Genomic DNA, 18,851 nt, shown 5'->3' on the forward strand with positions numbered 1-18,851 from the left:
GGGAACCCCCGCGCACTCCACTAGCGCCCGGTGTCTTAAGAAAGCGATAATCACAGGAACAAGTTTCCTTTGCGACGCACGAAAAAGCAGTTTGTGATTAAGTATTTGTTTCCATTTCACCGATAACCATCCGGCATCTTTGAGGTTCGTGGCACGGCTGTTCCAAATCAGCGAACTTCATCAAGCTCATTTCCGCCGGGGGCTGTATGCACACAGTTTTTTCGATCTTTGCCGATCTGGGCCAAACGCCGAAGGAAACACCAGCTGCGGTCAAGTCAAGATCGGCTGAGTTGTCCTCCCTCTCGACAGACAAGGATCATCAACCGAGGCACGGGTCGCAAGGTATAAGGATCGGGTAACGCATTGGCGCACGCGCAGAACAAACCTTTACCAAAGACGACCAGATTTCAACCGGTTCGGAAATTTGTGTTTCGCAGAAACAAGGGGTCAATGATGACCGATGACGTAGTCCTGCCATCGCGCCTTGATGGTCCCGAAGCTCAAACTCTGGTGCAAACTCTCAACGCGCGGCGTGGCACAGCAATCCACATTGAAGGGTCCGATGTAAAATTTTGCGGGGCACTAGGGCTGCAGGTGTTGGTGGCTGCCCAAAAGCAGTGGCGCGCCGATGGCCATGCGCTCACTCTTAACGCGAGTCCAGATCTTTTGTCTTGTTGCACGACCTTGGGGGTTGATTTCAAAGAACTGGATTTGCTGCCAGACACGGGAGAATTGGCATGACTTTACGTGTTTTGGCCATCGACGATTCCAGAACTATGCGAAATCTTTTGGGCGCAACCTTGCGAGATGCGGGATATGAGGTCGATCTGGCAGAAGATGGCGAAGACGGTTTGCGCCACCTGGACAGTTTTGATCCTGACGTCGTGATCACCGATGTAAACATGCCGGTGTTGGATGGCTTTGGGTTCATTGAAGCCGCACGTGCCCGACCATGCGACCGTGTTGTCCCGATTTTGGTTCTTACGACAGAAACAGCCCCAGAAATGAAGGCCAGAGCACGCTCGGTCGGAGCAACCGGATGGATCGCCAAACCCTTTGATGAAGAGAAACTTGTGTGGGCGATTGAACGTGTTGCCGCGACCGGAGGCTCGGCATGACAGGCGCCAACACGGAAGATTTTCGCGCTTCATTTTTTGAAGAGTGCGAAGAGCTTTTGGAAGCCATGCAAGATGGTTTTGACCAGATGGCTGTGGACCTGCATGACAGCGAGACGATGCATGCGATTTTCCGGGCGGTGCACTCCATCAAAGGGGGAGCGGGAGCTTTTGGTCTTGATGATCTGGTTGCCTTTGCGCACCACTTTGAGACGTCGCTTGATACGGTCCGGTCCGGCACGATTGAGGCAGATGCCAACCTGCTGGAGCTGTTTCGGCAATGCGGTGATCATCTTTCGGATCTGGTCGCTGCGTCACGGCAAGGAGACATGCTTGACCCACGAGCGTCAGACGCTTTGCGGACAAGCTTGGACACCGCAACGGGCGCTGATCCAGATGCCGATGATGATGACATGCCGGAATTTGAGCCCATCGCCTTGAATCTTGATCTTGGCGATGTGAGCCCTGTGGATGATCCGTCTGACAAGGGATTTGAGATTGCATTCAAGGCGGAACCGGACCTGTTTGCGTCAGGAAACGAACCCTTGGTTTTGTTCCAGGCGCTGGAACGGTTGGGCGCTCTGAAGGTGACTGCGGATGTCGATCAGGTTGCGCCATTGGATACGCTTGACCAAGAGAGCTGCGCGATAGGGTGGACACTTCACCTTGTGACCGACGCGTCTGAAGCGGCAGTGCGTGATGCCTTTGAATTCGTTGAAGGCTTCTGCACACTCATGGTGATGCCGATAGGTGAACCAGAGGCCCCAATATCCCCTTTGTCAGCCGACGACATCCCATCTCTAGGCGATGTGATGAACCTCCAGAGTCCTCAGCATGAGGCACCAAAAGAGGCAGTACAGGAGCCTGTGCCAAAACCAGAGCCAAAAACCAAAGCCGACACGCCCAAAATGGCTGGCACAATTCGCGTGGATCTCAACAAGGTGGATAAGCTGATTAACCTGGTCGGCGAACTTGTGATCAAGGAAGCGATGCTGTCGCAATCCATCATCGAAATTGATCCGCCTGCCGGGAGCAATGTTGCCGAAGGTTTGGACAGTCTCAAACAAATCGCAAGTGAGATCCAGGAAGGCGTGATGGCCATTCGTGCCCAACCCGTCAAACCCATGTTTCAACGCATGTCACGTATCGTGCGCGAAGCAGCGGCAGCCACATCAAAACGCGTGCGCTTTGAGACTGTCGGAGAATACACCGAAGTTGACAAAACCGTTGTTGAACGCCTGGTTGATCCGCTGACTCACATGATCCGAAACGCCATAGACCATGGTCTTGAAGGTCCCGAAGATCGCGCCGCCAAGGGCAAACCCGAAGAAGGCACAGTGACGTTGTCGGCCGCACATCGGTCAGGGCGTGTCTTGATCGATATTTCCGACGATGGCGCAGGCGTCAATCGAGAAAAGGTCCGACAGCTGGCGATTGAGCGCGGGCTGATAAGTGAAGAGGCTGAGCTGAGCCCAGCCGAGATCGATAATCTGCTCTTCCTGCCTGGCTTTTCGTCCAAAGAAGAGGTGTCCGAGCTGTCCGGTCGCGGCGTTGGGCTTGATGTCGCGCGCAGCGAGATTATGGGGCTGGGTGGCCGGGTCTCAATCAGTTCCACGCCTGGTCATGGAACATGTTTCTCCATCAGCTTGCCTCTGACTCTGGCAGTTCTTGAAGGCATGGTGATCAAAGTGGCCGATCAAACCCTGATTGTACCGATCTCGGCAATTCAGGAAACGCTGCAACCCAAAACCATCGAGATTCATACGATCGGTGCAGAAGGGCGGGTTCTGCGCAATCGTCAGGGGTTGGTTCCTGTTATTGATCTTGGGCAATTGTTTGGCTTTCGTCCGGCAAGTGCAGATCTGGACCACCGGGTCATTCTGCTTGTGGAAAGCGACGGCGGGCAAAGATGCGCGCTTGTGGTCGACGAAATTCAAGATCAGCGCCAGGTTGTTATCAAGAGCCTGGAGACCAATTACGGGCATGTCGATGGCATCTCCGCCGCAACCATTCTGGGTGACGGGCGCATCGCACTGATTGTCGATCCCGAAAACATCATCGCAGACAGGGGCACCCCCGCGACAAGCGATCTCGACTTGCAATTGATTGGATAGCGTTATGGAAGAAGCTCTACTTGAAGACCGAACGGAAGAGCGGCACGAGGTTGTCGCTTTTCAGGTTGCGGATCAGGATTTTTGCTTTGATTTGACATCGGTGCGCGAAATTCGCGGCTGGACGGAAACCACGATGTTACCGCATGCCCAACCTTATGTGAAAGGCGTAATAAATCTGCGCGGTTCGGTCGTGCCTGTCATTGATTTGTCAGAGCGGTTGGGCTTGGGCGCAACAGACCCCGCTGCACGGCACGTCATCATCATCACGGTCATCGGCACGCAGACCGTGGGTCTTTTGGCCGACGTGGTGTCCGATATACTCTCGGTCAAGGAAAGCGATCTGCATCCGATTCCGGATATTATTGACGAAGCTGTTCGAGCCTATGTGACAGGTGTTCTGGTGATCGAAGGACGCATGATCCGCCGCTTGAACCTGGCGCGCATTCTGCCCTCATCAGCACAGGATGGTCGATGACAAGCCCTGGGGTCAAGATTGCGCTGGACGGCCCAATTGCAATTGATGAGGTGTCATTCCAACGGTTGGCAGAGCTGGTACGCAATGAAACCGGAATCGTTTTGGGTGACAACAAACGAAACCTTGTTGTGTCCCGTCTGTCGCGGCGTTTGCGTGATCTGCAAATGCCGGATTTCGCGTCCTATACCCGTCACATTTGTGCCCGCGAAAATGAAGAAGAGCGGCGTTTCTTGACGTCATTGCTGACGACAAACGTGACCCGGTTTTTCCGCGAAAACCATCACTTTGATGCCTTGGCAAAAGACGTTTTGCCTCCACTCATCGAACGCGCTCAACATGGCGGACGTGTGCGAATTTGGTCCGCCGGGTGCTCAAGCGGGGAAGAGCCGTATTCCATTGCGATGAAAGTTCTGGAGTTGTGTCCCGACGCCGCGCGCCGTGACATTCGTATCCTCGCCACCGACATCGACCCCAAGGTCATTCAAAAGGCAAGGACCGGATCATACACAAACCTTGTCGACGGAGATGTGCCAGCCGCTCTGCTGAGCAAGTATTTCTGCCCGCCGAACAACGACAGTAATGCGTGGTGTGTGTCGGAAAAACTACGTGAACTCATCACATTTGGTGAACTGAATTTACTTCGGGATTGGCCGATGCGCGGCCTGTTTGATGTCATCTTCTGTCGGAACGTCGTGATCTATTTCGACAAGCAAACCCAGGCACTTTTGTGGTCACGTTTCAGCTCTGTTTTGTCGCCGGGTGGACACTTGTTTGTTGGACATTCCGAACGGGTGCATTCCGTGGGTGACAATCAGTTTGAGGGCGCAGGCATCACCCAATATCGCCGGTCAGATGCCCCGTCCAAGATTGCAGAAAGGACACCGGCATGAGTATGAGTGAAAAGTTGACGGTTATGGTCGTAGATGACATGTCGGTCAGTCGCGGATTGATCATCATGGCGCTCGAAGCAATGGGCATCAAGAACATTGATTATTGCACGGATGGCGAATCTGCTTTCAAACGTTTGGCGGCGAAGCCGGTTCACCTTGTCATTTCGGACTACAACATGCCCGGCGCGGATGGTTTGCAACTCTTGGAAGGCCTGCGTCGGTTCAAGCCCACGCAACGGATTGGTTTCATTCTCGTGACCGGAACTGCGGATCCGGGCGTCATAGATCGCGGCCTCAAGCTGGGGATGAACAACTACATCAAAAAACCGTTTTCACCAGAGGCTCTCAAAGCCTGCATTGAACGCGTTGTCGGTCGCATATGAAAGCGCACGACATGCCCAATTCGCAGGATATTTGCATCACGGACCTGCTATCCAACCTTGCAGATGAACTGGTTGATCTCGCCAATATGGCTGCAGGTATTGATGAAATGGTTGGCGATTGGGTTTCCGATCGTACCATAGTGGCCCAAATGGACCATGCGGTGCTTCAAAACATTGACCTCTTTCGCCAACGCATGGATTGCATCGCACGCCTAAGCCAAAACCTGGCGGAGCAAACCATGGCGCCGAACCGATTGGATGCCGATGCATTGAGCGAGGGTGTTTACTTGGAAACAGTACGGCGTGCCTGTCTGAAAACGCCTGCGGAACATCCGGCGTAACCCTGGCGCATCCTTGCGTTGACGGGCAAAGTGGTCAAAACGGCCGGGGATCGCAATGATGCAACCCTCCTTGCAAAAATGGCTGCAAGCAAAAACTACATTAACTCGTCCATAGGGCGATGGCATTCGATCCTGTGTCCGTCCGCACCGTGCTGTTTTGGTGGATCGATCGTGTCGCATGTGCCCGTGATCGCCACGGGGCAGCGGGACACAAACGGGCAACCTGTTTTGCGAAGCTCCACACCGCTGGCCAACCCAGCTCTCTGAGCTTGTGACTCGGTGGTTTCTTCCAGCCATCCGATGCGTGGTTCAGGCACGGACGAGATCAACAGCTTTGTGTAAGGGTGAAAAGGCGGAGACAGGATTTCGCTCACCTTGCCGATCTCGGCCACGCGCCCAGCATAGAGCACCACAACCTCGTCGGAAAACGATGCCACCGTTGACAAATCGTGGCTGATGAAAACAAACGACACACCGGTTTCGTCCTGCAGTCGCGATAAAAGGTCGATGACATTGGACGCCACGATCGTATCCAGTGCCGATGTCACCTCATCACAGAGTACAACTTCGGGGTCTGCCGCGAGAGCGCGGGCAAGATTCACGCGTTGTTTTTGCCCGCCGGATAACTCATGCGGATAGCGGTCGGCAAAGGGAGGCGGCAGTTCGACCATCTCCAATAGTTCGAGCACGCGTTTGGTGCGCGCTTTCCCCCGCAGCCCATGATAAAAACTCAGCGGACGACCCAGAATGTCCTTGATCCTCTGGCGTGGATTGAGCGCGGTGTCGGCCATTTGGTAGACGAACTGCACCTTGCGCAAATCTTCCTTACTGCGATCCTCCAGCCTGGGAGGCAGGGCGGTGCCGTCCAAAATCACGTCACCACGATGCTGCGGCAAAAGCCCGGCCATGACCCGTGCCAGAGTGGATTTGCCGCATCCGCTTTCGCCGATAACGCCGATAGTTTTGCGTTTGGGAATGGTGACGTTGATGTCCCGCAGGATCATCGCTGCAGGTTCCCCATTGCTCAACCGACCATAACCTGCGTCCATGTTGCGCACTTCGATGGCTGCAGAATGTCCATGCGGTTCTACGGCGTCGCTTTCTTCCGGTAGCGGGTTGATCGCCGCCATCAAGCGCTTGGTATAGGGGTGCTGCGGGTCATTGATGATGACGTCCGTCGGCCCGGCCTCCTTCACTTCGCCGTTGTAGAGCACAACGATGTAGTCTGCGATTTGCGCCACCACGGCGAGGTCATGTGTGACGTAAATGGCTGCGGCACCTTCATCCTTGATCACCTTCTTGAATGCTTTCAGCACCTCGATCTGCGTGGTCACATCCAATGCCGTTGTTGGCTCGTCGAGCACCAGAAGGTCGGGGTCGCCACAGAGCGCCATTGCCGCCATGAGACGTTGAAGTTGGCCGCCGGAGACCTGGTGGGGATAGCGCTCTCCGATGGTTTCGGGATCAGGCAGATCAAGCGCGTGATAGAGGTCGAGCGCCTTTTTGTTGGCCTCCTCCTGCGTCTTCGTGCCGTGCAGAACAGGCGCCTCAGTGACTTGTTCGTTTATCCGAATCGAAGGGTTAAACGTGGCGGCTGCACTTTGCGCAAGATAGGCCACGTTGATCCCGCGCGAAGGGCGCAGTTCATCCGTGCTGAGCCCGGCGATATTCCGGCCCAAAAGCCGCGCTTCACCCGAAGCAAACGTCAGCCCAGGCTTGCAATAGCCCAGAGCGGAAAGAGAAATCGTTGTCTTTCCCGACCCGCTTTCGCCGATCAGAGCAACAACTTCGCCTTTGTGCACATGAAAGCTGACATCCTTGACGATGGGAAGATCGGTGCCATCCTCTCGCACGGCACTGATGCAGAGGTCTTCGGCTTCGAAAATCACTTCGGGTGTCTGGGTGTCTTTCGCCATGCCGGTTACATCCTCTTCGACAGCTTGCCACCGCCATGGGCAGAGATGTCGTCGACGATCAGGTTGATCGACACGGTTAATGTGGCAATGGCCAAAGCCGGCGCGATGACCGAAAGTTGAGATGTGCCGTATTGCAGCGCCCCAAGGTTTTCGCGCACCATGCTGCCCCAGTCTGATTGCGGCGGTTGGATCCCCAGGCCCAGGAAGCTGAGGGATGAGATGAAGAGGATCACGTAGATCAATCGCAGGCCAAAATCAGTGATCAGCGGCATCCGCGCATTGGGCCAGATTTCGCGGGTGATGATCCACCAGCGTCCCTCACCGCGTACCCGAGCCGCCTCGACATAGTCCATGACCATGATCTCCATACCAATGGCGCGGGCCAACCGGTAGACCACGGAGGCATAGATAAATCCTGCCGTGAGGATGAGCACAGTAATCGATGACCCAACAGCGGCCACTACGACAAGGCCCAACATGATTGTGGGTAGACTGAGAAAGGCATCGTTTATACGACTGAGTACCATATCGACCCTTGGCCCGGACACCGCCGCCCCAATGCCAAGAACAACGCCAATGAAATAGGCAAGGCAAGTTGCCGCCACGGCAATGCCAATTGTGCGTCCCGCTCCATACATCACGCGCGATGCAACATCCCGATCTTCTACATCGGTGCCTAGAACGGCGCCCTCTTTGGGTTCTTGGAATTCGCTATAATCATCCGGGAAGGGCAGGTCGTTTTCGCCATAAGGGGCGAGCCATGGACCGAAGAGCGCAATGAAGAGCCAGAATGAAGTTATCACAATGCCGATCCAGCCGGTTATGGACGGCCAATAAGCCTGGCTAGGTGGGGCATCGGGCAGTTCATCGAAGCTGATATCGGCGTCAAAGGGCGCGACGTAATGCGTATGATGGTCAGGGATGCTCATTTCGGGTGCCTCAATCTGGGATTGGATGTGATGGCTGCGATATCGGCGATGAGCATCAGCAGCACGTACGTCATACAGAAGATCATGCCGAGGCCCTGTATCAAGACAAAGTCACGGGTTTGCACCGCTTGCACGATCAGCGTGGCAAGTCCCGGGTAGCCAAAATAGACCTCAACGACTACGACGCCGGTGACAAGGTAGGCCAAGTTCAATGCCACGACGTTCACGATCGGACCAATCGCATTAAGCAGAGCATGGCGTAGGATGATGCGACGGCGTGGCACGCCCTTTAGGATCGCCATCTCGATATAGGGTGAACTCATCACGTTCAGCACGGCGGCGCGGCTCATACGGATGAGCTGTGATGCAATAACGAAACTGAGGGTGATGATTGGCAAAGCAAAATGGGCGATCAACTGGAATACGTTTTTGCCATCTGCCGAGCCGACGACCACCGCATTGCCGATGCCCAACACAAAGACCATGAGCAGAACCAGCAATGTAGCGGTGAAAAACTCGGGCGCGGCGACCAGAGACACCGAGACAAATGTGAGGATTCGGTCGTAAAGCGTGCCGGGAAACATCGCAGCCAAGATGCCCAATGTGAGCGAGATCGGCACACCAATCACGGCCGTCAACACGGCGACATAAAGTGTGTTTTGATAGCGGTCCGAAATCAGGTTCATGATCGGCGTATCACTGGCCAGCGATACCCCTAAATCGCCACGTACAAAATTCCCAAGCCAGCTCAGGTATTGCTGCACATAGGACTTATCGAGCCCGAGGCGTTCGCGCATCGCGGCCACATTCGCCTCGGTGGCTTCTTGCCCAAGGCGGATCTGCGCCGCATCACCCGGTAGGATTTTCGTTCCGAAGAAAATGATCACGGATACGGCGAGCACGGTGATCACACCAATACCAAGCCGCTTCAGGATCAAAGACAGCATTGCATGCCCTTTGTTTTATGAGGGAAAGATGTGACCCTGCCATCAAAAGCAGGGTCACAAACCAACGGGCGTGCTTAGGCGTCGCGCCACAAAGTGACAGGCGATTCCGCGCCGCCAAAGTTGTTGAGAGGCACGTTTGAGCGGCCTTTCACATAGCTGGCGGCCGCATCCACATAGTTTCGGTGCACTGGCAGCGACATGCCATTCTCTTCATGGATCATGGTCTGCAAGTCGCAGTATTTCTGACGACGCGCATCCGGATCGGTTTCGCCGCGTACATCCACCAGGAGTTGGTTGAAATTGTCGTTGTTCCAACGAGTTTCGTTCCAGGCTGCCGAGCCTTCAAAGGCCAGCGTCATCATGATGTTGGCGGTTGGACGCATGTTCCAGGAGGCCACGCAGATCGGCTCCTTGAGCCACACAGCGCCCCAGTATCCGTCGGTTGTTACCTTCTTGACGTCGAAGTTTGCGCCGATTTTCTGACCTTCGCGCTGCATGAAGAGACATTGTTCGACCGCACCCGGTGCCACTTCGGCGGCCACGACCGGAACTGGCGTTGAACCGATACCCGACTGCTCCCAGTGCCACTTGGCTTTCTCTGGGTCGAGTTCCCGTTGCGGGATGTCGGGGCAGTGGTCGAAATAGGCTGCGTTGATCGGTTGGTCGTTGCCGAGAGATCCCTGACCTTTGAGGACACCTTTCAGCAGGCGCTGACGGTCCTGCAGAAGCTGCATCGCTTGCCACATGTGTTGGTTGGACGATTGTTCCATGTCCAGACGCGGCGTGATGTTGACATAGGCACCCGCCTGCAACGACCAGATGTCCTTGCCGTCAGTGCCTTCGACCTGGTCAATCGCTTTAGGCGGCAGGTTGACCATTGCGTCGACGTCGCCCGCTAGGAACGCGTTGAGCCGGGACGTAGAGTCGCCGATGCCGTAATGCTCCAGCTCATCCAGATAGCCGCCTTCGCCCCAGAAGTTTTCAAACCGGGTGCCGATGGTGCGGACGCCGGGCGCGAATTCCTTGACCTTGTAGGGGCCAGTGCCCACAGCGGTTGAGAAGTCAGTTGTGCCCTCTTGCAGTATTTTGAAATGGAACGTGCCAAGCGCAATGGGCAGGTCCGCATTGGGTGAGTTGAGAACGGCTTTCACCTCGTGGTCGTTCACTTTTTCCCAACGGTCGACCATCGTCACAAGCGACGCGGCCTTAGAGACTGACTCTTCGCCAAGATGACGGTTCATCGTGTAAATCACGTCATCCGCAGTGAGCGATTTGCCATCGTGGAATTCGACGCCTTTGCGAAGCTTGAACGTCCACTCAGTGGCATCGTCGTTGGACAAAACTTCCTCTGCCAATTCAGGCTCATAACCAAGCTCGTCCGTCAAACGCGTGAGCGAGCCGTAATACATCCGACCCCGGAAGTAATCGACGGCGGAGGTGAAAAGCGCCGGATCAAGTGTATCATTGGGGCCATGCTGGTCCCCGGCCATGATCAGACGTCCGCCCATTTTCGGTGTTTCGGCAAAGGCCTTGGTTGCGCTGCCGAAGAGTACACCCGAGGCAGCAAGCGTTGCTCCGGACGCCATGAAGTATTTCAGGACATCGCGCCGGCTTGCGCCACGTTTGATCATTTCAAAAAGCTGTTGCTCGTCCCCATGAGACAAAGACCCATAACGCGGATCATTTTTCTTCATATCAGACATGTTCTATTCTCCCTAGTGTTGGATTTTTTTCTGCCTTTGGTGGCAGTTTCTGGATCGCAAGGTTTATCCGTTGCGTTTCGGTTTCATGCTGGCTTTGCGCCCACTTTACATATTTTCCCGATAAGACGTGTTTGTCTTGGGTAGAGCTTAACAGACGAAAACTGCGCCAGGCTACCCTTTAGCATCGTTATTAAAGAAAAATGCCGTGTACTTTCGGATTTTCTGAAGGACAACCTCAGCAAATCGGAATTCCCCTGGGGTGCACCAAGGCGCGCTCAACGACCTGTGCAATCTTGTCCTCTAGTCACCGCGAACCACCAAAACGGATTGTTTGGAATGCCGCACCACGCGTGCTGCGTTGGACCCCAGGAGGTATTCGCGCAGCTCGGGTTGATGGGCACCGATGATAATCAAATCGGCATCAATCGCATTTGCTTTAGCAATAACGCAGTCATAGATTTTACCAGTGAGCACATCTTGCTGCGCTTCGAATCCAGCGGCTGTAACTTCTGCGGCCAATTGCCTGGCCGCTTCCTTTCGGCTTTCGGACTCGAAGTTTTCGTCGAAATAAGAGCCGACGATGGCCATCCCCACATGTGGGATCACAGTTACCACGTGAAGTTCGCTGCCCCAAGGCTCCACCAGGGGTTTGGCCCGCGACAACAGTCTTTGCGCGTCTCCGGCCACGTTGAGGTCAACCGGAATAAGAACCTTCTTGAACATGTCTTTTCCTCCTCAGAAAGCGGGTTGCGTGGCGCGGGGGCGCTGAATGGCGACGATGATCAGCAAGAGCAGCAGGGCGGGAATGAAGAAGATTTCCTTCGGCATGCGCTCGTTTTCGACTGCGACGGCCTCGATCTGGGCAGGCGCATCACCGTAGAAATCATAGTCATTGCCCAACTGATCGAAATACTTCGTGCCGGGGAAGGGTTCTTCTAGCGTCAGGATGTCACCGTCTTCGATCACCGTCAGGCCTACGGCATCGAGCCGTTCAAGCGCAGTGCCTTCCGCTTCGGCGGTGTAGGCCAGTGTTATGGTGCCGACCACGCCTGTGTCGAAATCAGGGGCGGACACGCGCAAGCGTGCCGAGCCACCCACTGGGAGGTCTTCCAGCGCAGCAAGAGCGGCGGGTCCGGTGGTTTCACGATATTTCTCCTGCCATTGGTCCAAGAAGAAGTCTGGCCGGAAGAGCATGAAGACAACGAGCATCATGACCACGGATTCCCATTTGCGCGACTTTGCAATGAAGTAGCCCTGGGTCACTGCGGCAAAGACAAGCATGGCGATGAGCGAGACAAAGAACACCAGCACCGCCTTGGCCGGGCCCACGTCTATGAGAAGGAGGTCTGTGTTGAAGATGAACATGAAAGGCAAGAGCGCCGTTCGGATGTCATAGCTGAATCCGACGATGCCAGTCTTGATCGGGTCGCCGCGTGAAATGGCGGCCGCCGCGTAGGCCGCGAGCCCCACAGGCGGCGTATCATCCGCCAGTATCCCGAAGTAGAACACAAAGAGGTGCACGGCGATCAGCGGCACAATGAGGCCCGATTGTGCGCCGACCGATACGATCACCGGAGCCATCAAGGAGGAAACAACGATATAGTTGGCAGTCGTGGGCAGGCCCATCCCGAGGATCAGCGACAGGATTGCCACCAGAACCAGCAGGATCATCAGGTTGCCACCCGCGATGGTCTCAATAACCTGGCCAATAATCTGGTGTGCGCCGGTCAAAGAGATCGTCCCGACAATGATACCTGCGGCGCCAGTGGCAACGCCAATCCCGATCATGTTGCGTGCGCCACTTTCGAGGCCGGCAACAAAATCCCGCCAGCTGGTCAGTGTTTGAGTAGAGAAGTTGTCTGCACCACCGCGGAACATTGCTTTCAAGGGGCGGTGGGTTAAAGCCACGATGATCATGACAATCGTCGCCCAAAACGCCGAAAGGGCAGGAGACAAACGATCCAGATCTTCGGTTCGCACCATCAGGTTCCAGACCAGCACGAAGATCGGTAACGCGTAGTAGGCACCACCTAGAAATGTTGGCGTCAGGCGAGGGGCCTCGACAACTTGGCTGTTGGGGTCATCCACGACCACGTCTGGGAATTTCGATGCCACGTAAACCAGCGCCAGATAGGCCACCAAGAGAAGTACAAGAGCCGGATAAACCGTCGCGCCTGGCATCATCGGTTCCAGCATTGCGCGAAAACCGACAACAAGGAATGTGATCGCCGCCATAGCCAGAAAGCCGGTGAGGAAGAGAACGAGGATCAGGATCACGCCAATATGACGTCCGGGCTTTTTCAGGCCCTGAAGGTTCATCTTGAGGCTTTCCAGGTGCACAATGTAAAGCAGCGCGATGTAGGAGATCACCGCCGGCAGGAAAGCGTGCTTGATGACTTCGATGTAGGGAATGTTCACATACTCAACCATCAGGAAGGCAGCAGCCCCCATCACTGGCGGCGTAAGCTGACCATTCGTCGAAGAAGCCACTTCGACCGCGCCCGCCTTTTCCGGGGCAAAGCCAATACGTTTCATCAAAGGGATGGTGAACGTACCCGTCGTAACTGTGTTGGCGATAGAGGAGCCAGAGATCATGCCGGTCATCATGGAAGACAAAACCGCAGCTTTGGCCGGGCCGCCGCGAAGTGCGCCAAGTAGGGCAATGGCCACCTTGATGAACCAGTTGCCGCCCCCTGCCTTTTCAAGCAGGGCGCCGAAAAGCACGAAGAGGAAGATCATTGTCGTGGAGACACCCAAAGCCACGCCAAAGACGCCCTCGGTTTGCATCCAGTAATGGCCCATTGCCTTGGCAAAAGACGCGCCGCCGTAGTTGGTCACGCTGCCAACCCATTCCGAATAGCCGCCAAAGAAAGCCAAGGCGAGAAAAGCGGATGCAATGATGACAAGAGGCAGGCCAAGAGATCGGAACACCGCAACCATCAGCACGCACATGCCAATGCCGGACATCACGATGTCGGTCGTGGTCCAGAGCCCGGGCCGGTCAGCAATCTCGAAGCGGAAAACAACCAGATAGAGACAGGAGGCAATGCCGAGAACCATCAGAACCCAGTCATAGATCGGGATCCGGTCGCGATGACCAAAAACCGGAAAGGCCAGTGTCGCAAGGCTAATGGCAAAGGCCAGGTGAATGTAGCGCGCTTGAGCGACGATATTGGCAAACTCGCTGACCCCAGTGACCTGCGCCAGTACCCCAGGCACTTTGGAAGCAATATAGAGGTGAAACAGGGACCATGTGATACAGAGCGCAAAGATAAGCTTTTTGGCAAATGGTCCGGCATTGCGTGCGCCGGTATCGGCCTCTGCGACCATATCTTCGGCAGATTTATTCGCTGCGTCTGTCATCCCTCTGGTCCCTCTTGGTCTTCTTTTTTAGCAAAAACGCCAGCGCATCGGAGGATACGCTGGCGCTGATTTTAGGACATCTTTGCGATGTCTCTTATTCCATCAAGCCCAGCTCTTTGTAGGCTTTCTCGGCACCTGGATGCAGCGGAGCTGACAGGCCGTCGCTGATCATCTGCTTGGCGTCAAGATTGGCAAATGCAGGATGCAGACCACGGAAATCTTCGAGGTTGGCCATCACGGCCTTGGCGACCACATAGGCCACGTCTTCTGGTACATCAGCCGAGGTCACAAAGGTTGCGCCCACACCGAACGTGGTGGTGTCCGTATCCGTACCGGCATACATGCCCGCCGGAATTGTTGCGACACGATAGTATGGGTTATCTGCAACCAACGCGTCAATAGCATCACCAGTGACTGAGACGAGTTTCACATCGCAGGTGGTCGTGGCTTCCTTAATCGCAGCAGCCGGGTGACCAATGGTATAGATCATTGCGTCGATGTTGTTGTCGCAGATCTGCTTGGCCATTTCAGAGCCCTTGTATTCGGTTGCGAGGGCAAAGTCGTCCATGCCCATGCCAAAAGCTTCCATCACCACTTCCATCGTGGCGCGTTGACCAGAACCGGGGTTGCCGACATTGACACGCTTGCCTTTCAAGCCTTCAAAAGACTCGATGCCACTGTCGCCACGCACCAAAAGCGTAAAGGGTTCTGGGTGGACCGAGAACATCGCCCGGACGTCCGGGAACGGGTTGTCCTCGAACTTCGACGTGCCGTTGAACGCGTGATACTGCCAATCCGACTGGGCCACGCCGAATTCCAGCTCACCGGCCTTGATCGTGTTGATGTTGTAGACAGAGCCGCCAGTGGATTCCACCGCACAACGAATGCCGTGGTCTTTGCGGTCGCGGTTCACCAGACGGCAAATCGCACCACCGGTCGGGTAGTAAACGCCTGTGACACCACCGGTGCCGATGGAAATGAATTTGTCTTGCGCGATGGCAGCGCCACCAAAGGCAATCGTTGCGGCAGCGACCATGCTACCGATAAATTTCATGTGCATCATGAGGTCTCCCTAATCAATCGCGCGCCTCTGCGCGTCGTTTGTTCTGAAAGCGTCGCTAATGTTGGCCGGGATGTCACGTAAAAACTAAACAAATTAGTCTAACCTCATATTTTTAAGGGCATTTCCGCGAAACAAGTCTTTCGAAGGCTAGGTGCATCCAACGTATCGCACTGAATGCAGTGTCATTTCTGATTCGTCTTTGGCGTTGTAGACCCCCAGGAGGTGATGCAACGCGCAGGCTTTGGGTGTTTTGATCTTTAAACACCTAAGCGTGTGTCAGAAAATCATCGATCAACTGATTGAAAAGCTTTGGTCGTTCGAGATGAACCGCATGAGCTGCATCTGGAACAACAGCAAGGTTGCAGTGTGGAATGCTCTGCCACAATCGTTCGATCTGCGGCCAGGCATAAGTGCGATCTTTGTCCCCCCAAAGAACCAGCGTTGGGCATTGGATGAGGGGCAGATGATCTTCTCCGGACCAGCCGCGCATGGCCTCAAGCCCCGCCAGAATCGCAGGCAGCCTGCTGGCCTGGGCGATCTTGGCACAAGCGGGGTAAGCCTCCGCCGCATCGCGTTTCTTGAACCATGTTGCCGAAATCCGCCGTGCCGTTGCCTGCGCCCCATCCGCTTGAGCGCGCTGCATTGAGGTTTCAATGGGTTCAAATCGCCCCGGGAGTTCTCCAATGGCACCGGTGCCGTAGAGGATAAGGCGATCGATGCGGGCGGGCGCCAGTCGGACCATCTCTTGCACGATCATGCCACCCATCGAGTGGCCCAGCAGATCAAACCGATTGGCTTTGACTTCGTGAAGAACCCATTCCGCAAATCCAGTGATCGAATGGATCGGCGGCAAATGCGCATGCCTGCCAAAGCCAGGAAGGTCAACGCAGACAAGCTGGCGCTCTGCACCAAGCGGCATTTGGCCTTCCCACTGATCGCTGCCGCCCATGAAGCCATGGACGAGAACGAGGGGTGTCACTTGCGTTGTCCTTGTACGATCCGGTCGAGGATCATTGCGCAGAAGAGGATCGAGAAGCCTGCCAGAATACCCTGTCCGACATTGGCATATTGCAGCGCTTCCAGAACGTCTTCGCCAAGGCCTTTGGCCCCGATCAGTGAGGCCACAACAACCATCGCCAGCGAGAGCATAATCGTCTGGTTGATCCCGGCACGGATCGAGGGGCTTGCCAGTGGCAGGTCGACCTTGGTCAGAAGATACCATTTATTGGCGCCAAAGCTGATCGCCGCTTCACGCACGCTTTCGGGCACACCGCGCAGACCAAGAACGGTCAGGCGTACAACAGGCGTGCCCCCAAAGATCATGGTGACCACAACCGCCGCTGGTTTGCCGACGCCGAAGAAGGCAATGACCGGGACCATGAAGACGAAGGCCGGCATGGTCTGCATAAAGTCCATGATCGGCTGGATGAAGGCATAAAAGCGTGGACGCCGCGCGGCGAACATGCCCAGGGGAATGCCGATGACGATGGACAGACACGCCGCTGTCCCCAGAAGCGCGAGTGTTGTCATCGCCGCCTCCCAAAAGCCCAGCAGCCCCATATAGGCCAGGAATGCGCCAGAGTAGATCGCCGTGCGCAGTCCAGCCGTCAGCCATGTCAGAAGGATGATCAAGCTGGCGATCACGATCCACGGCGTCTGCACCAGGATCACCTCCAACGCATCAAGCAAGGCGCGGATGCCAAAGGTGAGCGCGTCAAAGAACGCCTCGCTGTTGCGCACACACCAGGCGATGAAATCCTCAACCCAGGTGATGCCGGTCAGCCGAATATTGGGGTCTGTGGGAAAGGCCGTCAGTAGCGAGAACTTTCCCGGGAAACTGTAATGCACCATCGCTGTTGCGACGATCAAAATCATGAAAATAGCACTGAATACAATTTCCGTTACAGGCAATCCAGAACGGATCGTGCGATCAGACAGCCAGTCGGAGAAACGCGCTTCCAGCGCCCAGTTGGCCATAAAGGCCTGAACCAATTTGACGATAATCAATATCGCCAAGCCGGTCAGTGCAATCGAAAAGCCCTGGGCGGACATCGCTTCAGCCTCGGCGCGAAAGCTTGCTATGTTGGCTTCGATTGAATCGACAGCCCTTTGCAAACCTTCAACACGGTCAGACCCTTCCTCCAACGCGGCCTCCAGCTGTTTCTTGCGCAGCTCCAGCGTGCCTTCGATCGAACTGATACGCGCTAAGGCTTCTGCGCCAAGTTCACCAAAAAGACCCCTAGCGATCTGCACGAAACCAAGCGCTTCGAGGATGAGAAAAGGTAGGGCCCAGTTCCAAAGACCGCGCGCCCCAAACCAAATCGGGCCAAAAAGCCCAGCCATGGCGTTGAACGTCGGCGTGAATTTTGCGGAAGCGCCAATCTTGTCGAACATCCGGATGTAGTAGTCGGGGCTGGTGCGCACGAAGGTGCGAATGTTTTCGCGTCGCTCTTCGGCATAGGCAAGTGCCGCTTCGCTTTCTGTATCCTCAAGCGGGTTGACGCCTAGATCGGTCGTGTCGGTCATGATACTTCTGTCCCCTCAATCACCGTGCGCAGCAGATCTGCGCGGGTGATGACGCCCACGTCTTTGCTTTCTGCCTGCACAACAATCGGATTGTCGTCGTCAATCGCGAGATTGATCAGGTTGCTCAGTGTTTCCGCTTCATCCACACGCGGCGCGTCGGGGCCAAGCGGCCCGTTGGTCGATATATGCGCCTCAATCGGTTGCATTACCGCATGAGCGTGAACCACCTTGAGACGCGAGATGCCGGCCACAAAATCCGCCACATAGTCATCGGCTGGGTTCATCACGATATCCTCTGCCGTGCCAATTTGCACCATCTTGCCATCGCGCATGATGGCGATGCGGTCACCGATCCGCACGGCCTCATCCAGGTCATGGGTGATGAAAATCGTCGTCTTTTTGAGGATCTTGCTGAGGCGAATAAACTCATCCTGCAATTGGCGCCGGATAAGTGGGTCAAGCGCCGAGAATGGCTCGTCCATCAAGAGCACATCCGGGTTGGCGGCAAGCGCACGCGCCAGACCGACTCGTTGTTGCATCCCTCCTGAAAGCTCATGGGCAAACTTCGACCCCCACGCACCCAGCTCAACGATGTCGAGGATAGCTGCGGCCTGACGCATGCGTTCGTTCTTGGCCACTTGGCGAATTTCCAGCGGCATCGCGACATTGTCGAGAACGGAACGATGCGGCATCAGCGCGAAGTTCTGAAAGACCATGCCGATCTTCTGATTGCGAAAGAGTTGCAACTCTTTTGGCCCCAAAGCCATGACATCGGTGCCTTCAATTTCGATTTTGCCAGCTGTGGGTTCCAAAAGGCGGTTGAAATGGCGCACGAGCGTGGACTTGCCACTTCCAGACAGGCCCATGATGCAGAAGATTTCGCCGCGTTTCACATCAAGGCTGACATCGGCCACACCAACCACCGCGTTGAACTCTGACAGCACTTCAGCCTTGGTCAAGCCCCGGGATCGGATCGCTTCCAACGCCTCTTTGTGCTTGTTACCGAAAATCTTCCAGACGTTGGAAATTTCAATGACGACTTCTTGGGTCATGAGGATAAAGTCCTGCCAGCGCTCTGGTGGGTCA

Annotated in this window: 17 protein-coding genes; 7 read left to right on the top strand and 10 right to left on the bottom strand. The window is 55.4% G+C overall.

What is annotated here, in order from left to right; translation table 11 throughout:
* Nucleotides 1–453: 453 nt before the first annotated feature.
* From RZ517_RS05595 to RZ517_RS05625, 7 genes are read left to right on the top strand one after another with little or no spacing between them, the layout of a single operon-like run.
* On the top strand, nucleotides 454–741 hold the full coding sequence (locus RZ517_RS05595; protein WP_338550478.1) for an STAS domain-containing protein: 288 nt from the start codon (nucleotides 454–456) through the stop codon (nucleotides 739–741).
* Complete coding sequence (locus RZ517_RS05600; RefSeq protein ID WP_338550479.1) at nucleotides 738–1,118, top strand: response regulator; 381 nt, start codon at nucleotides 738–740, stop codon at nucleotides 1,116–1,118. The genes RZ517_RS05595 and RZ517_RS05600 overlap by 4 nt, the downstream gene beginning before the upstream one ends.
* Complete coding sequence (locus RZ517_RS05605; RefSeq protein WP_338550480.1) at nucleotides 1,115–3,229, top strand: chemotaxis protein CheA; 2,115 nt, start codon at nucleotides 1,115–1,117, stop codon at nucleotides 3,227–3,229. The genes RZ517_RS05600 and RZ517_RS05605 overlap by 4 nt, the downstream gene beginning before the upstream one ends.
* A gap of 4 nt (nucleotides 3,230–3,233) precedes the next feature.
* Complete coding sequence (locus RZ517_RS05610; RefSeq protein ID WP_338550481.1) at nucleotides 3,234–3,704, top strand: chemotaxis protein CheW; 471 nt, start codon at nucleotides 3,234–3,236, stop codon at nucleotides 3,702–3,704.
* Nucleotides 3,701–4,594: a CheR family methyltransferase gene (locus RZ517_RS05615; protein ID WP_338550482.1), complete on the top strand. Its 894-nt coding sequence runs from the start codon at nucleotides 3,701–3,703 to the stop codon at nucleotides 4,592–4,594. Before RZ517_RS05610 ends, RZ517_RS05615 begins: the two co-directional genes overlap by 4 nt.
* The gene (locus RZ517_RS05620) at nucleotides 4,591–4,977 is read left to right on the top strand and encodes a response regulator (RefSeq protein ID WP_338550483.1); all 387 of its coding nucleotides are present in this window, start codon (nucleotides 4,591–4,593) and stop codon (nucleotides 4,975–4,977) included. Before RZ517_RS05615 ends, RZ517_RS05620 begins: the two co-directional genes overlap by 4 nt.
* An 11-nt stretch (nucleotides 4,978–4,988) precedes the next feature.
* Nucleotides 4,989–5,318, top strand: coding sequence for a hypothetical protein (locus RZ517_RS05625; RefSeq protein WP_338550484.1), 330 nt, complete (start codon nucleotides 4,989–4,991; stop codon nucleotides 5,316–5,318).
* Between the two features lie 95 nt (nucleotides 5,319–5,413).
* Here RZ517_RS05625 and RZ517_RS05630 read toward each other — a convergent pair whose 3' ends face one another.
* The 10 genes from RZ517_RS05630 to RZ517_RS05675 form a co-directional block, all read right to left on the bottom strand.
* Complete coding sequence (locus RZ517_RS05630) at nucleotides 5,414–7,234, bottom strand: ABC transporter ATP-binding protein (protein ID WP_338550485.1); 1,821 nt, start codon at nucleotides 7,232–7,234, stop codon at nucleotides 5,414–5,416.
* A gap of 5 nt (nucleotides 7,235–7,239) precedes the next feature.
* Complete coding sequence (locus RZ517_RS05635; protein WP_338550486.1) at nucleotides 7,240–8,163, bottom strand: ABC transporter permease; 924 nt, start codon at nucleotides 8,161–8,163, stop codon at nucleotides 7,240–7,242.
* Nucleotides 8,160–9,110, bottom strand: a complete 951-nt coding sequence (locus tag RZ517_RS05640; protein WP_338550487.1) for an ABC transporter permease — start codon at nucleotides 9,108–9,110, stop codon at nucleotides 8,160–8,162. The genes RZ517_RS05635 and RZ517_RS05640 overlap by 4 nt, the downstream gene beginning before the upstream one ends.
* 74 nt (nucleotides 9,111–9,184) lie before the next feature.
* Nucleotides 9,185–10,813: an ABC transporter substrate-binding protein gene (locus tag RZ517_RS05645; protein WP_338550488.1), complete on the bottom strand. Its 1,629-nt coding sequence runs from the start codon at nucleotides 10,811–10,813 to the stop codon at nucleotides 9,185–9,187.
* Between the two features lie 300 nt (nucleotides 10,814–11,113).
* Nucleotides 11,114–11,536 (bottom strand): universal stress protein, encoded by a 423-nt coding sequence (locus tag RZ517_RS05650; RefSeq protein ID WP_338550489.1) that lies wholly within the window; start codon nucleotides 11,534–11,536, stop codon nucleotides 11,114–11,116.
* 12 nt (nucleotides 11,537–11,548) lie between these two features.
* The gene (locus RZ517_RS05655) at nucleotides 11,549–14,176 is read right to left on the bottom strand and encodes a TRAP transporter permease (protein WP_338550490.1); all 2,628 of its coding nucleotides are present in this window, start codon (nucleotides 14,174–14,176) and stop codon (nucleotides 11,549–11,551) included.
* 94 nt (nucleotides 14,177–14,270) lie between these two features.
* On the bottom strand, nucleotides 14,271–15,236 hold the full coding sequence (locus RZ517_RS05660) for a TAXI family TRAP transporter solute-binding subunit (RefSeq protein ID WP_338551117.1): 966 nt from the start codon (nucleotides 15,234–15,236) through the stop codon (nucleotides 14,271–14,273).
* A 268-nt stretch (nucleotides 15,237–15,504) separates the two neighbouring features.
* A complete protein-coding gene (locus RZ517_RS05665) occupies nucleotides 15,505–16,218 on the bottom strand; it encodes an alpha/beta fold hydrolase (RefSeq protein ID WP_338550491.1) in 714 nt (237 codons plus the stop codon).
* Nucleotides 16,215–17,765: an ABC transporter permease subunit gene (locus RZ517_RS05670; protein ID WP_338550492.1), complete on the bottom strand. Its 1,551-nt coding sequence runs from the start codon at nucleotides 17,763–17,765 to the stop codon at nucleotides 16,215–16,217. The genes RZ517_RS05665 and RZ517_RS05670 overlap by 4 nt, the downstream gene beginning before the upstream one ends.
* Nucleotides 17,762–18,817 (bottom strand): quaternary amine ABC transporter ATP-binding protein, encoded by a 1,056-nt coding sequence (locus RZ517_RS05675; RefSeq protein WP_338550493.1) that lies wholly within the window; start codon nucleotides 18,815–18,817, stop codon nucleotides 17,762–17,764. The genes RZ517_RS05670 and RZ517_RS05675 overlap by 4 nt, the downstream gene beginning before the upstream one ends.
* Between the last annotated feature and the right edge of the window lie 34 nt (nucleotides 18,818–18,851).

Source organism: Roseovarius sp. S88, from assembly GCF_037023735.1.
GTDB lineage: Bacteria > Pseudomonadota > Alphaproteobacteria > Rhodobacterales > Rhodobacteraceae > Roseovarius > Roseovarius phycicola.